This is a genomic window from Leeia aquatica (assembly GCF_012641365.1).
GTDB classification, from domain to species: domain Bacteria; phylum Pseudomonadota; class Gammaproteobacteria; order Burkholderiales; family Leeiaceae; genus Leeia; species Leeia aquatica.
On record NZ_JABAIM010000001.1, the window covers coordinates 1,031,078 to 1,046,993 of the forward strand.

At 61.6% G+C, this 15,916-nt stretch carries 11 protein-coding genes; all 11 read right to left on the reverse strand.

What is annotated here, in order from left to right; genetic code table 11:
* Positions 1-6 precede the first annotated feature (6 nt).
* The 11 genes from HF682_RS05375 to HF682_RS05425 all read right to left on the reverse strand — a co-directional run bounded on the left by HF682_RS05375 (position 7) and on the right by HF682_RS05425 (position 15,910).
* Positions 7-1,215, reverse strand: coding sequence for a molybdopterin molybdotransferase MoeA (locus HF682_RS05375; RefSeq protein WP_308418697.1), 1,209 nt, complete (start codon positions 1,213-1,215; stop codon positions 7-9).
* A gap of 15 nt (positions 1,216-1,230) precedes the next feature.
* Positions 1,231-1,758, reverse strand: coding sequence for a molybdopterin-guanine dinucleotide biosynthesis protein B (gene mobB, locus HF682_RS05380; RefSeq protein WP_168876192.1), 528 nt, complete (start codon positions 1,756-1,758; stop codon positions 1,231-1,233).
* A 4-nt stretch (positions 1,759-1,762) separates the two neighbouring features.
* Entirely contained in the window at positions 1,763-2,776 is a 1,014-nt protein-coding gene (gene moaA / locus HF682_RS05385) for a GTP 3',8-cyclase MoaA (protein ID WP_308418698.1), read from the reverse strand.
* Positions 2,777-2,849: 73 nt separating this feature from the next.
* Entirely contained in the window at positions 2,850-4,070 is a 1,221-nt protein-coding gene (locus HF682_RS05390) for a methyl-accepting chemotaxis protein (protein ID WP_168876193.1), read from the reverse strand.
* A gap of 127 nt (positions 4,071-4,197) precedes the next feature.
* Positions 4,198-4,488, reverse strand: a complete 291-nt coding sequence (locus tag HF682_RS05395; protein ID WP_168876194.1) for a flagellar protein FliT — start codon at positions 4,486-4,488, stop codon at positions 4,198-4,200.
* 2 nt (positions 4,489-4,490) lie between these two features.
* On the reverse strand, positions 4,491-4,937 hold the full coding sequence (gene fliS / locus HF682_RS05400) for a flagellar export chaperone FliS (protein WP_168876195.1): 447 nt from the start codon (positions 4,935-4,937) through the stop codon (positions 4,491-4,493).
* An 81-nt stretch (positions 4,938-5,018) separates the two neighbouring features.
* Complete coding sequence (gene fliD / locus HF682_RS05405) at positions 5,019-6,356, reverse strand: flagellar filament capping protein FliD (protein WP_168876196.1); 1,338 nt, start codon at positions 6,354-6,356, stop codon at positions 5,019-5,021.
* 37 nt (positions 6,357-6,393) lie between these two features.
* Positions 6,394-6,795, reverse strand: coding sequence for a flagellar protein FlaG (locus HF682_RS05410; protein ID WP_168876197.1), 402 nt, complete (start codon positions 6,793-6,795; stop codon positions 6,394-6,396).
* 75 nt (positions 6,796-6,870) lie between these two features.
* Complete coding sequence (locus HF682_RS05415) at positions 6,871-7,767, reverse strand: flagellin N-terminal helical domain-containing protein (RefSeq protein WP_168876198.1); 897 nt, start codon at positions 7,765-7,767, stop codon at positions 6,871-6,873.
* A gap of 128 nt (positions 7,768-7,895) precedes the next feature.
* Positions 7,896-9,590 carry a tetratricopeptide repeat protein gene (locus tag HF682_RS05420; protein WP_168876199.1) on the reverse strand — a complete coding sequence of 565 codons (1,695 nt, stop codon included), beginning with the start codon at positions 9,588-9,590 and terminating at the stop codon, positions 7,896-7,898.
* Positions 9,590-15,910, reverse strand: coding sequence for a glycosyltransferase (locus HF682_RS05425; protein WP_168876200.1), 6,321 nt, complete (start codon positions 15,908-15,910; stop codon positions 9,590-9,592). The genes HF682_RS05420 and HF682_RS05425 overlap by 1 nt, the downstream gene beginning before the upstream one ends.
* Positions 15,911-15,916: the final 6 nt, after the last annotated feature.

The following is a 15,916-nucleotide window of genomic DNA, read 5'->3' on the forward strand; positions in this document are numbered from 1 at the left end:
GCCGGTTCAATACAGGGTGGAGAGCGGCCAGTAACGCACCCTGTCGCCCTGTTGTACCACGGTTTCCGGCGGCAGCTCGACCAGTCCATCGGCCCAGGCCAGTGAGGTCATCACGCCAGAGCCTTGATTGTCGAACAGGCTGAGCTGGCCATCACCATTGATGCGGGCGCGCAGGAATTCGCGCCGCTTGTCCGGTCGCGGCCAGTTAAAGGCCGCAGGCAGGGTCTGCGGCTGCGGGGTGACGTGCCGTTGCCCTTGCAAAGCCAGCAGGAAGGGGCGCACCACCATCAGCAAAGTGACAAAGCTGGACACCGGGTTGCCCGGCAGGCCAACAAAGTGGGTGGCCCCGATCCGGCCAAACGCCAGCGGCTTGCCCGGCTTCATCGCCAGCCGCCACAGGTGCAGCTCACCCAGCGTTTGCAGCGCGGCCTTGACGTGGTCTTCCTCCCCTACCGACACGCCGCCACTGCTGATCAGCACATCATAGTGCCCGGCGGCCTCGCGCAGCACAGCCTGGGTGGCGTCCAGCCGGTCTGGCACCTGGCCCAGATCCGTGACCTCACAGCCCAGGCGCTTGAGCAAGGCGCTCAGTGCGTAGCGGTTGGAGTTGTAGATGCCACCCGGCGGCAGGGGTTGGCCGGGTTCAGTGAGTTCATCACCGGTAAACAGCAGGCCGACGCTGGGCTTGCGGTATACCGTAACCAGCGGCTCGCCAATTGAGGCAATCAGCGAAAGCTGCGCGGGCAGCAGGCGCTCGCCCTCCGCCACCACCACTTGCCCGGCGGCGATGTCCTCTCCACTGCGGCGAATGTGCTGTCCGACGCGCGCAGGCTGGCTCAGCGTTAGCTGCCCGCCTTCTTCACTGGCATGTTCCTGCATCACCACCGCCACCGTGCCGGGTGGCACCGGCGCGCCAGTAAAGATACGAGCAGCCTCACCCGGCAGCAGCGGCTGCCCGACCTGTCCGGCAGCAATTCGCTGGGTGACGGTAAACACCGCCCCAACCGCCGCCTCGGCAGAGAGCGCGTAGCCATCCATCGCGCTGTTATCAAAGCCGGGTACATCCATGCCGGATTTGACATCGACCGCCAGCACGCGGTTATCCGCGTCCAGCAGGGATACTGTTTCGGTCAGCTCCGGCAGTTTCACCGCAGCCAGCAACTGGGCTATGGCTTCACTCACCTGCATCAGGCCTGCTTTACCTTCTTGTGCCACCGTTTTATCCATTGCTCAGAGGTTATAGGTCCAGGCGCCAGCCTGGTACTGCTGCAGCAGCCAGGCTGCAATTTGCGGCGGATTATTGAGGTCCAGCCAGGCGCAGGTGGCTCCTGCCACCGCCGGGATATCCGAGGCCACCGCCACAATACCGGCATCTTCCGGGTACAGTGGCGGCTTGCCAAGCGCCGGGCGCCACACTTCCAGCCGGGCGTGCTGGCCTCGCTTGAAACTTTCCACCAGCACCAAGTCCACCGGGTCCAGTCGGGTGAGCAACTCGGGCAATTCCGGCTCCGGCGCACCGCGCAGCTCGTTCACCAAAGCCCAGCGCCAGGGTGAGCTGAGCAGCACTTGCTGCGCCCCGGCCACGCGTGCCCGCGCGCTATCTTTGCCTGGTGGCTCCAACGTAACATCGTGGTGACTGTGCTTGATCACACTCACCCGCAGCCCGGCGTGCTGCAGCAATGGCAGCAGCTGCTCCAGCAACTGGGTCTTGCCACTGCCGGACCAGCCCACCAACCCCAATACCGCCGGATACGCCACTCGCTTAGCCTCCGGTCTGCGACATGAAACGGATCACCTTGCCCGGTGCTTCGCGGAACTCATGGCGCTCAGGCTTGAGGGTCAGCGCATGGCGAATCGTCGCTTCCAGCTCGGCATCGCTGGCACCATCGCGCAGCAGCGGTCGGAATTCCACCCGGTCTTCCTGCCCCAGGCACAGGTGCAACACCCCATCCACCGTCAAACGCACCCGGTTACAGGTGGCACAGAAGTGCTGGGAAATGGGGGTAATGAAACCCACCTGCCCACGGCCATCCCGCGTCTGCCAATAGCGTGCGGGGCCACCACCCAGCTCGGCGGCCTGCGGCACCAGGTCAAACCGGCTTTGCAGGCGTTGGCGTACTGATTCCAGGTCCAGATAGGCGGTGTTGCGGCCAGTATCGCCCACTGGCATCGCCTCAATCAGCCGCAGGATGAAACCGTGTTCGATGCAGAAGGCGAGCATGGTTTCAATCTCATGCTCGTTAACGCCCTTCATGGCGACCATGTTGAGCTTGATTGGCGTCAGCCCGGCGGCTTTGGCAGCCTGCAGCCCCTCCATCACTTGCGACAGCACATCACGGCCCACCACTTGCTCGACACAGGCGCGCTCCAGTGAATCCAGGCTGACATTGACGCGGCTGACCCCAGCTGCCTTCAGCGCGACGGCATGGCGGGCCAGCTGGGTGGCATTGGTAGAGAGGGAAAGGTCTTGCAGACCTGGCAAGGCCGCCAGCTGCCCCGCCAGTTGCGGCAGATTGCGGCGCAGCAGCGGCTCGCCGCCCGTCAGGCGAATACGACGCAACCCCAGCCGGGTGAACACCGACATCAGTCGGGTGATTTCGTCAAAGGTCAGCCAGTGCGACGGCTCTTCATAGCCTTTGAAATCCTTGGGCATGCAGTAATTGCAGCGCAGGTCGCAGCGGTCTGTAACGGACAGGCGCAGGTAGTCGATGCGCCGCCCAAAGGGGTCGATCAACGCCGGCAAGGCTTGGGACGAAACAGCAATACGCTCAGACACCACCACTACTCCAACCACAGGACTTGATCCGGCTTGGTCGGCCTCATCCTGTGTTTCTATCGCTCAATACCGCTCAGCTTACCTTGAAGCGGCTGAGCACCGCATTGAGCGCGCGCATTTCTTTTTGCAAAGACTGTGAAACCACACGTGCCCGTTTGACTGAGTCGGCGTTCTCACCCGCCTTCTCCGCAATGGTTTCAATATTCTGTGCCAGCTCATTGCTGGAGGCGCGCTGCTCCATGCTGCCCGCCGCAATATCGCTCACCGTGCGCACCACATCCGTGGCTCCTGACTTGATGCGCTCCATGGTTTCACCGGCCTCTCGCGCCAGCTGCACGCCCTCCTGCAGACGTTGGTTACCATCTTGCATACAAGCCACCGCCCGCTCGGTTTCATGGCGGATCTCGTTGATCATGCCGCCAATCTGCCCGGTCGCGGCGCTGGTGCGCTCCGCCAGTTTGCGTACTTCGTCCGCCACCACGGCAAAACCGCGGCCGACTTCACCCGCGCGCGCCGCCTCAATGGCAGCATTCAGCGCCAGCAAGTTGGTCTGATCGGCAATCTCGCGGATCACCCCCAGAATCTGGGTGATCTGGGCTGAACTTTCTCCCAGCTGATTCACCGTACGCGAGGTTTCATCCATCACCGCTGCAATCTGCTCGACTTCGTGCACCGAAGCCAGCACCACCGTCTGGCCTTCAGCAGAGACTTGCTGCGCATTACGCGCCAGGCCATCGGCCTGCACGGCATAATCCGCAACATTGGCGATGCTCTGGGTGATCTGCTCGACGGCTGCCGCCATGGCAGACGCTGCCTCACTTTGCGTTTCCGCGCTTTCTGACAGTTGTTCATTGGCGCTGGCCAGTTGCTCGGAGGCGACGGATACCTCAGCCAGCATTTGCTGCCCCTGACGAATCACGTCCGCCATATTGCCGGCCATTTTGTTGAAGGAGGCCGCCACATCCGACAGTTCGTCGTCCACTTCCAGCGCGACCCGCGAGCCCAGCTGACCATCGGCCAGCTGCCGGGTGTCATCCACCAGCTGATTCAGCGCCTTGCGGATGGAGAGTGTCGCCCCGGTAAACAGATAGCCGCCCAGCAGTACAAAGCCGATCACCATCAGCAAGACCAGCGTGCGCATCATGCCCTCGGGTTGCCAGACCCCCAAGTTCATCAACAGCAGCAACACAATGGGCGCAACGAATACGGCCTCGATCAACCAGAACTTGTTGGCAAAGCGCAAACGGGAAATCACCCATTCAGCTGGGCGGAACACGGCCAGGATGGCATGCACGATAGGACTCTCCGAAAAAACAGGCGGCTTGGCGGTAAGCCTTATCGTGCCATGTTTTCAGGATTTTGGGGGCGAAATGTTGACCCGCCGCAAACGGGATGCAATCCGCCTGTCCAGGCGGACAGGTTCAGCCCGGGCTATAGGCTTTATTGACGCGTTGCGCCACACTTACCGCCCCCAAATCGTCCTGCAGGGTACGCATGCGCGCCCGAAGTACCGGCTCCAGCTGCGACAATGCCTGCTGCAGGGACTGGATGCGCTGTTGCACGGCTGGCGCAGTGGTGTCATCCACCAGCGGGGTCACCAGTTGTGGCAACAGCTCATGCACTGATTCCCAGTCTTCGCCACGTGCGGCTTCCAGCAAGCGGCTGACCAGACTTTCCAGTTGCTCCAGCGTCAGGGGGATGGACTCGGTCACGTTCAGACCTTGCCGTAGCTGATGGTTGAGGTACCATCTGTCTTGGCAGCCTGGGTGCTGCGCGCCAAATCAGACTTGGCCAAGGTAGCCCAAGCTTCATGCAACTCGGAGAGCAGGCGGTGGCACTCATCCAGTCGCTCGGAACTGTTGTTGAGGTTAGCCTCCATCAAGGCTTTCTCGATATACAGGTAGAGGTCTTTCAGGTTGACGGCAATCTCGCCGCCCTGCGCTTCATTGAGGGCATCCCGCAATGCCGCAACAATCGCTACCGCACGCGAGATCAATGCACCTTTGGCCGCATGGTTCTTCTGGCTGATCTCGCCTTTGGCCCGCTGGATGGCGGTCATGGCGCCGTCGTAGAGCATCACGATCAGTTCAACCGACGATGCCGACAGGATCGCTGAATCCACATCCACACTTCGGTAGGCATCCAGGCCTCGGGCAATCATGCGTACACTTTCCTCATCTAGCAATTCTGTACTGCCCCGGGTGGGACAGTGGTTCCTGATTCCAGTTTACACCATGCCAGCCTAGCGCAGCTGTTGTGCCAGAAAAGCACTGACCTGCTGAATGCGGGCCAGCCCGGCATCCAGTGAAGAGAACTGTGCGGTATAGCGCTTCTTGACGCTTTCCAGCCGGTCTTCGATCCGATCAATCTGCTTCTGGGTATCCTTAACCAGCGTTGACAATCCTTCAGAACGGGTCGACAACAGACCACCGACCGCCTGCATGCCCCGCGCTTTTTCATACAGCCGTACCGCAAACCCCTGGCTACTGTCCGAGAAGAGCTGCTGCACGGCATTGGGATTTTCGTTTACAGCTTTTTCAAACGTCTTCGCATCGAGTGCCAGCTTGCCGTCTTTCTGGAAGCTGATGCCTATCTGGCTCAGATAATTGTAACTGTTGCCGGAAATGTTGGCCTTGACGTTGAACTCCCCCAGCAACTGTTGCTGCATGGTCAGTACTGTATTATCTGCCTCCAGCGCCCCTCCCTTTTTGCGCAAGTCCGAGCTGGAAGTCACGAGCTTGTTATAAGAATCTACAAACGCCGCCACTTTGGCCTTGACCCCCTCCAGGTCGCGGGTAACCGAAATGTTACTGGTCTTGGGGGTGGTGACATCAGCCGATTTCAAGGTCAGCGTCACGCCATCAATCACATCATCAAAACTGTTCTTGGTACGGGTAAAGCTGATACCGTCCACCTTGAACTCCGCATTCTGCGCGGCCTGTACGGTATCGAAACCCGCCGAAACGGTGGTGAACTTGTCCAGCGCCGCCCCACCAGCGGTCTTGCTGACGGTGATGGCAGAGCTGGCCCCGGTATCCTTGGCCGCCAGTGTCAGACGGTAATTGCTGCCGTCATTGATGATGGAAGCCACGATCGAGGTATTACTGCTGTTGGAGTTGATGGCGTCACGAATCTGTTCCAGCGATGAATCCGAGGCCAGCGTCACCGAGAAGGTATTGCCATTGGAGCTGAGTGACAGTGTTCCTGCGGTATCCGCAATGGCACTGGTCTTGCTGGCGTAACCATCGGCTGCCTTGGTGATCAGTTTGTTGGACTGGGCCAGCTTGCTCACAGCCAGACTGTAATTACCAACCGATGCAGAACCATTGCTGGTCGCGGTGGCGACATTGGTGTCACTGCTGCCGGCCTTGCTCAGTGCAAGGCTATCTGCATTGCGAAGGTTGCCCAAGGCAGTCTGCAGTGCAGCCAAGTCATTCTTGATCGAGCCCAGCGCAGAAATCTTGCCATTGTAGGCCGTCTTCTTGCTGTTCAGCGCCGAAATTGGCTGACGCTCCAGCGTCATCAGCTGATTGACTAGTCCGTTGACGTCCAGGACGCTGCCTGAAGAAGTGATGCCCATGATACAACCCCTCTATGGCTGATCCACTGATCTTGCCTCAAACCTTCTGCGAAGTCAGCAAGCCTTTGAACTCATCCAGCCGTTTGGCCAGCTCCAGCATTTCCTCAGAGGGAATCTGCCGCACTACTTCACCGGTATCTTTGTCCTTGACCTTGATGACCGTGGTGCCGGTATCCTTGTCAATGGACAGCTCCAGTGAACGCGCCAGTTGCTGGATGGTTTTGTTGACCTCTTCCACCACCTCACTGAGCGGGCGCTGCGCTGCGCCACGAGACTTGTCACCTTTGCCGTCTTGCTGCTCATCGCGGGATTTCTGGCTGGCACCGCTCTCGCTAACCGTGCGCGGCCCCTTGGGCGGCGCTGGCTGCACCGCCGGGTTGGTCACGCCATCATACTGCGGCGGGGTCACCTTGATGGGTTGAACGTTTCCGATTTCCATGTTCACCACTCCTAGCGAAAACGCCGAGACACGCGCTCAGGCGGTCTCGGCGATACCCGAAGGTCAGTTTCCGGCTTAACGCAGGAGCGACAGGGCGGCTTGCGGCACCGTGTTGGCCTGGGCCAGAATCGCCGTACCGGCTTGTTGCAGAATCTGGTTACGGGTCAGTTGCGAGGTTTCCAGTGCGAAGTCTGCATCCTGAATCCGGCTGCGGGACGACGTGATGTTTTCCACGTAGTTCTGCAGGTTGGCGATCACGGCTTCAAACCGGTTCTGGATGGCACCGAAGGTCGCACGGGAGTTGGAGATCTGTGCGATATCGGTATCCAGCGCTTCAATGTTGGCCGAGGCGTTGGCCGAGGTCAGCACGCTGATCGTCTGCACGGCGGTCAGGTTCACGTTGAAAGTGTTCAGACCTACGGAACCGGTGGCGGTCGAACCCACACCGCTGGTGTCTGCCAGCGCGCTGGCCAGGTTCAGGGAAGCGGAGCCGATGGCAACCTGGTTGGTCGCGGCACCTTCGGAGCCGACCTGGAAGGTCAGTGCCTGGTTACCGGACAGCAGCAGTTGGCCGTTGAACTCGGTGGTGGACACAATACGCGAGATTTCCTGCGTCAGTTGGTCCACTTCCTTTTGCAGTTGCGAGCGGTTGGTGTCGCTGATGGAGCCGTTGGCAGCCTGTACCGCGATTTCACGAATCCGTTGCAGGTTACCGGCCACTTGACCGAGGGAGCCTTCCGCCGTTTGCGACAGCGAGATACCGTCGTTGGCGTTACGCACCGCTTGGGTGTTACCACGGATTTGCGAGGTCAGACCGGCAGCAATGGCCAGACCGGCGGCATCATCCTTGGCGCTGTTCACGCGCAGACCGGAGGACAGGCGCTGCAGCGAAGTAGCAAGTTGCGAGCTGCTGGAGGCCAGGTTGCGCTGGGCATTCAGCGACGAGATATTGGTATTGACGACTAATGGCATGATATTTACTCCTTGGTTACCCAGCACCCCGGCTGGCACATCCCGTTCAGGCACGTATCAACTTGGGCCTTCACTGCCTATATCGGACAGGGTGGCGGAGAACTTTAGGGCAATCTGCAAAAAATTTTTCAAGCACCTGCGGCCCAGCGCTGCAGATCGGCTTGCAGACGCTGCAGAGGTACAGTCCAGTCGCCCAGCGTCGACTGCCGATACTGGCACACACTGGCATACCAGGTCGCATCCGACTCGTCAGCCCCCCAGCGCCAGTCACCATCAAAGCGATTGAGCACCCAGACCGGGACCCCCAGGGCACCCGCCAGATGCACCACGGAAGTATCCACACTGATCAGCAAGTCCAGCTGGGTGAGGCAGGCAGCCGTATCGGCAAAGTCATGGAATGCCGCAGCCGCATCCTCTGGTGGCCATGCCGGCTGATAATCCAGCCGCGCCTCACTGCCATAGCCTTTCTGCAGGCTGACCCAGCTGATACCGGGAATAGCCGACAGGACGGCGTGTAGCCGCGACAGGGGCAGGCTGCGGCGGGCATCCAGCCACTCCGAGCGGGCATTGCCCTGCCGACGGCTCCCCTGCCACACCAGCCCCACCTTGCGCCCCGGCAAGGCCGACAGCATGGTTTGCCAGGTGGCCACCCGCTGTGGGTCCACACGCAGATACGGCACCGTGCAGAGCGGATCAGGATGCGTTGAAAGCAGGCGGGCGGGAATGTCCATCAACGGTACATGGTAATCCGCCTGCACCGGGTCCTGCTCCGATATCGGGATCTCTGGCCATTGCAATCGGAACAGCGCATGCAGTGCGCGGGGCATGTGCAGACTGAGCTGCACCCCGCTGGTCCGCAGCGGCTCCAGATAGCGGATGAACTGCAGACAATCCCCCAGCCCTTGCTCGCCATGCACCAGCAGGCGCTTTCCGGCCAAGGGTTCCCCCTGCCACAACGGGAAGGGATAATGCGGCATCTGCCCATTGATGGCAGCACGCCAGCGAGCCTGATACTCCGGCCAGCCTTCCCGATACCGCCCCTGCGCCAGCAGGACCAGACTCCGGTTCCAGCGGCTCAGCGGGTGATCTGGCTCGCGCTGCAAGGCGGCATCAAACGCCGCTTCGGCTTCCGGCAAGCGCCCCATGCCATGCAGCACGATGCCAAGGTCACACCACAGACCGGCTTCCTCAGGCTGGCGCTGCAAGGCGCGACGCAGCCCGTGCTCGGAATCCTCCCAGCGATCCAGAAACTTGCAAGCCAGCGCATGCTGCAGCAAAGGCTCGGTGGCCTGCGGGGCCAGCCGGGCGGCATGCTCGGCCAGGGCCAGCGCATCCTGATACTGCCCCAGCGCCAGACACAAGGCCGCCATACGGCACAGGGGCACCGGATCAGCCGGGGCCTGCCGCATGGCCTGCTCGAATGCAGCAAAGGCCTGGTCATAGCGCTCCAGCGCCTGTGCGGCATGGCCTTGCAGGCACAGGGCACGGACATCCAGCGGCTGCAACCGGGCAGCGGCCTCCAGATCAGTCAGCGCATGCAGCCATTGCTCCTGCTGTACCTGACACTCAGCCCGCAAGCGCCACAGCCGGGCCTCGGCGGGCAGTTTTTGCAAAGCCTCATCCAGTACGGCCTGCATGGCAGGCCAGTCGCGCAAGCGCTGCAAGGCCAGGGCCAGGTTATGCCAGGAATCCCCGTGGAACGGCGCCACGTGCACCACCTGACGATAGCGCTCGGCAGCCTGGACCGGGTCGGTTTCCTGCAGGGCCACCCCTTCGGCAAACCAGCGCTGCAGGGTGGCGACGATCTCTTCTGCGGTGGCCATCAGCGTCCCAATACCCGCATCCACTCATCCAGATGGTCTTCCAGCATATAGTGCTGCAGCACCCATGCGCGCAAGCGATCCCCTTCCTGTGCCGTGGCGTCCAGATCATGGATGCGGGCGCGGATGGCATCAATCCAGGCCTGGGCCTCATTGGGCACCCGGCATACCGGTGCAGCATTAGTCTGGTAAGGCAGGATGTCGGTGCAGACCACCGGCCAGCCCAGTACGCCATACTCCAACAAACGCAGGTTGCTCTTGGCCTCATTGAAGGCGTTGACTTCCAGCGGGGCCAACGCCAGATCCAGATTCAAGGCCGCCATGCGTGTCGGGTATTGCTCATACGGAATCCACTCCAGATGGTATTCCGCCACAAAAGGCCGGATGTTCTCCGGGCACATGCCCATGAACACCCAGTCCACCTCGCCAGCGGTCGCCCGCACGACATCGGTGATCAGCGCCAGGTCTCCCGCATGCTGCTGCGCCCCGACCCAGCCCACACGCGGCTTGCGCCCTGCCCGCCGTTGCGATTGCAGCGGCAGCCACACCTCTTTTTCCAGCCGGTTTGGCACCACCCGGATATCTTCGATCATGTCAGCGGCAAAGACTCGCAATGGCTCAGTGGTCACCACCAGACGGTCGCAGTGGCGCAAGGTCCGCCGCAGGCGCGAGCGCGCGTCCCGCCAGTGCCGCTGGAAGTGCAGGTGCATACTGCTTTGCTCGGGAATGTCGGACAGCAGGTCGTCCAGCATCTGCACCCGCAGCACCTCAGGTACATGCTGCTGGTAGAGTTTGAGCGCACTTTCGTGCTCATCGGACATCGCGTTCTGCAGCACCAGCGTATCTGGCGCCAGCCGAGCCAGCTCCACCACGCTGGGCAACGGATGCTGGGTGAGCTGGTAGTACTCGGCCTGGGCCAGCCCGGCCTTGCGCACCCCTCGGAATGGCATGCGGATGCGGTACTCACCGCTGCCGCCGGTCAGCGGCAAGCCCAGCAGGCGCGGTCGATCATGCAATCCGGGCTCCCAGCACAGCGGGAAGCGGCTGTCGTACTGCATGTCACCGTTATACACCAGGCTGAGGTGACGATTGAAAGCTGGATCGTGCCGCAAACGGGGCATCCAGCGTGACAGCATGCTGGCGCGTTCAGCTTGCAGTTGCGCCAGCTTCTTCCAGTGTCGCGACGGGTCCGGTGCGGCATTCAGGGATTTACTGCCGTGATGCACCAGGGTGGCATACGGGGTCCAGACCTGCTTGTAGCCTTGTTGATCAATCTTCAGACACAGATCGACATCGTTGTAGAGGGTGGCGAAAGCCTCACCATCCATACCCCCCACTGCTTGGTAGACGCTACGCCGGACCAGCAGGCAGGCTGCTGTCAGCGCGGTATAGTTCTGATCGACCTGCAGGCGGTTCATATAGCCTGGTGCATCCACCTCCTGCTCCAGGAAGATGTGGTTGGCGGCATCGTTACCCAACCCCAACCCCAGCACCACTCCGGCATGCTGGATCCGAGCGGTTTCCGGGTAGCACAGCCGCGCGCCCACCGCACCCACCTCCGGGCGCTGCGCATACTGCATCATGCGGGACAACCACTCGGGATGCATCACCTCGGTGTCATTGTTCAGCAGCAGGATGTATTCCCCGCGCGACGCTTCCACCCCCAGGTTGCACTGAATGGCAAAGTTGAACGGTGCATCATAGCGAACCAGCCGGAAGCGGTCTGCCAGGCGGGCCTGCAGCCGCTGGTAGTAGGCCAGGGTTTCCGGCTCCTCACTCTGGTTGTCGACGATGACCAGTTCAAAATGGGCGTAGTCAGTCTTGGTCAGCAAGGATTCGATGCAGGGCTCGAGGAAAGCCATCTGGTCCCGGTTCGGGATCAAGACAGTCACCAGCGGCTGTGCATCATGCTGATAGCTGACCCGCAAGGTACCCGGCAGGTAGCCAGTCACCACCGTGCCAGCTACCTGTCGCCGCAGCAAGTGGTCTTCCACCGCCGCCTGCAGCGCCGCATCCCGCAGCGGGTGCATCCCGCGCCGCTCTGGCAGGGAAAATACCAGCTCGGCCAGATGACCAAATCCGGCCTCACCTTGCTGGTCCAGCAGGCGGAATGCCAGCTCGGCATGCTCGGCACCGGGATAAGCCGCAAAGCCACCCGCAGCCAGCACGGCATCGGTACGGAAAAATACCGTTTCTGCGACATAATCCTGCGAGCGCAACATGTCCAGGTTGAAATCCGGCTTCAGGATCGGGTTACTGCGCAACCCCTCTGGCGACACATCATCATGGTCGGTGTACACCAGATAGCTGTCCGGATGTTGCAGCACATAATCCCCCAGCTGCAGCAGCCCGTGTGCCGTCAGCCGGGTTCCAGCCGGAACCCGCGCCACCCAGTCCGACGGCAAGGCTTCCAGCACCTGATTGCAGGCTCGGGCCAGCAGGTCCGGGTCTTCCAGCGTCTCCAGCTCCAGCCAGCCCAGCACCTCGGTTTCGTCGAAGATGCTGTCCGGGCTCGGGCTATCGGCGAGCACCACCAACCGCCAGTCGGGATAAAGCTGTTCGCGCAGGCTGTCGATGGTGTCCGCCAGCAAAGCATGGTCGCTACCGCGCACCACCATCAGCAGCGTCACCTGTATCCGTTTGGGCCATTGCAGCACCAGTCGTTCGGCGTGTAACTGTGCATCCACTTCCTGCAGGCTGCGGCGGGCCAGCCAGGTCCGGTAGTGCTCGGCTTCGGTAGACTCCGCCGCCGATACGGCCTCACCACCAATCTGTGACAGGAACAAGGCGCGTCGCCGCAGCAGCAAGGGATCGTCAGTCGGGTGCTTGTGGTAAATGCGGCTGTGCATTTCCAGGAAACGCCCCCGGTTCTTGCGCAGGGTATGGTCAGACCGTGCCTCGTCGCTACGAACCTCTACCGTCTGCTTGGCCACATGACGAAAATCACCCAATGCAGAAGCACGCAGCAGGAAATCCCAGTCCTCCAGAAAATCCAGACTCTCGTCGAACAAACCGATGCGCTCGATCAGCGACCGCCGGTGCGCCCAGGTAGGTGTGGGGATGAAATTGCGCACCAGCAACTGGTCGCGTGAATACACCATCTTGTCAAAGGGGTGCTCACGCGCCAGCTCCTTGATCCGCCCGTCTTCGGTACGCTGAATCAGGTACTCGGCATCAGTGTAGACAAAGTCGCCCTTGAAATCGACGAAGGCATCCCGCACCACCTGCAGGTGGCTGGACAGGTAAACGTCGTCATCGTCCAGGTAACTGATGATGTCGCCACGCGCCAGTTGCAAGGCCCGGTTGCGCGCACCGGATGGACCCAGCGATGCCGGATTGCGGACGTAAACAATGGCCAGCTGGTTACCGTAATACGCCAGCAGGTCTTCAATATTGCAGCCGCCGTCGTTGACGATAATGACTTCAAACTGCTTGAAGGTCTGATGGGTAAGGCATTCGAGGGCGTTGCCCAGCAGGTGAGGCCGGTTGCGGGTCGGGATCACCACTGAAATCAGCGGTCGCTCCAGACGCTGGCGCAACTGCACCATGCGGGACTTTACGGCAGCAGGCGGCTGCGGCGGCTCGCGCAGCTCGCCATGCTCCACCAGATCACGCCAGCCGCGTGCGACCACCTCCCATTGATTGCAGGCTTGCCAGTGCTGCCGCCCGAGTTCGGACAGGGTCCGGCGCAATTCCGGATCGGCCAGCAGGCGGGCAATCAGGTCGGGAAACTGGCTGACCGGCGCGATGAAGCCACCGGATGCCTCATTGGCCGCCCCGCACTCCGGCGTCGCCAGCCACGGCAGACCGTGGCTCATGGCTTCGATGATGGTGACCGGAGACACCTCACCCAGTGAAGGCAGCAGCAGCAGGTCTGCCGCCTGCATGGCGGCGGCCACCCGCTCCGCAGGCACCCCCTCAATCAGGCGGACGCGCGGGTCCAGCTTGACGGCAGCGCGCACCTGCTCCACATAGTCGGCATGGCCCGACGGGTGCCCCAACAGCACCAGTTGCCAGTCACCAGCCGCCGCACGCAGGGCAGCCAGCAAGGCCAGGTGGTTCTTCACCGGCCACAGGTTGGCAACCTGAATCAGCAAGGGCGTGTGTGCATCCAGCCCCAGGCTGGCGCGGAAGTCCACATCCGGCGTCGCCGGGGTGGAGGCATTCGGCAGGTGGACATAGGCAATCTGCTCTTCGTCCAGATAGCGCTTGTCTGGCCCGACCTGGGTCAAGCACACCACCTGCGCGGCTGACAGCGTCTGCTTCAGGCTTTGTCGGAAACCCGCGTTGTCTTTCCAGCTGTTGAAGCCATCATTGTTGATCAGGGGCTGTACCAGCACCCGGGTGTGCGGCGGCAACTGGATGCCGCTCAGTCCCCAGATCACCCAGTTCAACGGGTCGGCCCGCATGATGACGCCACGATAGCGTCCGGTTTCGATCAGGTTACGCAACTGCTGGCTGGCGCGGATGCTGCCATCCGGCAGGCGGCTGCCGGCATCCAGCGAATGGATAAGCATGCCCCGGTATTGGTTACTGTGGCGATTTGGCAGCGCCCGCGCGGCGACTTCCACCCGATAGCCCAGCTTTTGTAACGCCTCGCCCAGATTGGCGACGATGGTTTCCACCCCGCCAATGGAAGGCCAGAAGAAATCGCATGCCAGCAACAAGGTCGGGCGACCATCGTCATCTGCGGCTGCAGCAGGCACCTCTGCTGGCTGCAGTGACTGCTGTAGCAAGGCCGCGGCGGGATTGGGCAGCGCATGGTCGCGCAGGTCGATCAGCGCTTCATGCAGGCTGCGGGACACGGCTTCCAGACTGTCTCGATGCAGTACCAGTTCCAGCGCGGATTTCCCCATGCGCTGGCGCAAGTCGGCATCCCCCAGCAGGATGGCCAGCTTCTCTTCCCACTCGGCCTCGCTGCGCGCCAGCATGCCGTTGACGCCATCATCCACCAGCTCCAGGCACATCCCGGCTGCCTCGGATACCGTCGCCCGCGCGCCGCTCATGTAGATCAGCGTCTTGAGCGGGCCACGGATGGCATAATCGTCCAGATCAAACGGTGCCGGGAACACGCCGATGTCAAAATCCAGCACCTCCTGAATCATCAGGTTTTCGTCGTAGTCCGGCACCACACTGTAGCGGACCCCAGGCAGGTCCAGCGGCTTGGCATTACGGTAATTGAGGCACAGTACCCGCAGCTCCAGATTCGGGAAGCGCTGGCTCAAGCGCGCCAGCGGGCCTGCAATCTGGTATAGCGCCTGCAGGGTACCGTGGGTACCCACCCAGCCGATGCGCAGCTGTCCATCACTGCGCGCGGGCCGGTTTTGCCGCGCTTCCAGAAAGCGCTCGACCTGGGTGCAGGCGTAGATGACCTTGACGTTGGGATTGAAGCGTTGCCCGTAGGCCGCCACATAGGGGTTATCACTGAAGATGCCGTCCACCACGGCCAGCATCATCTCCAGCTGCTGCCAGCCGGTATCGCGGTGGTGCGGCTGCCACAGGGCATCGGTCAGGTCAAAGATCACCTTGGCATGCGTCTCGGCCTTCAGCCGCAGGAAGATCTCAAGGAACGGTACTTTTAGCGCGTAGACCAGATCGTGCTGAGCCGCGCTCTGGATGATGTCGTCAATCGGCGTGCGTGCCACATCCAGATAGGTGACCTGCCATCCCAGCTGCTTCAGCCAGCCTTCAAAGATCAGGCCGCGAATGTGCATGGTGACGGAGCCCATCGGGTAATACAGCAGGAACAGCACCCGCTGGCCGGGCTGCCCCACGGGCACGGTGACCGCACTGACCTCTGCCTCCAGTCGCATGTCGCGCCAGGCGGCATGGGACTGTGTCTCCGTTTGCCGTATCCGGCCAAAACCGGCTGCCTTCAGCTCTGTTTCCAGATGCCAAGGGGTCCAGCTGAATTTATTGGGCACAAACTCGACCTGAGCCTGCATGTGGTCACGGCCAAAGGCGTGCAAGGCCCGCACCCCTTCCAGATAGGCATCCAGATTGCCGCGCTGCCCCTGGATCTGCCCCAGTGCCGCCTCGAGATTGACGGTTTCGATCACCAGCCGCCCGCGCGGGCTAAGCAGGCGCATGGCGGCGGCAAAGAAGCGGCGGGCCTCCCACAGGCTGAGGTAATTGATGACGTGATACATCACGATTTCATCTACCGAACCGGGAGCAAACACGGTTTCCAGTTCCAGCGCACTGAGGTACAGGTCTGCCTTGGCCGAAGGATCGAGGTCGATGTTCACATAACCGGGCCAGTAATCCTGCCCGCAGCCCAGGTGGAGTTTCAGATCGCGTTGCTCTCGGTAGGAGACGGTCATGGGTAT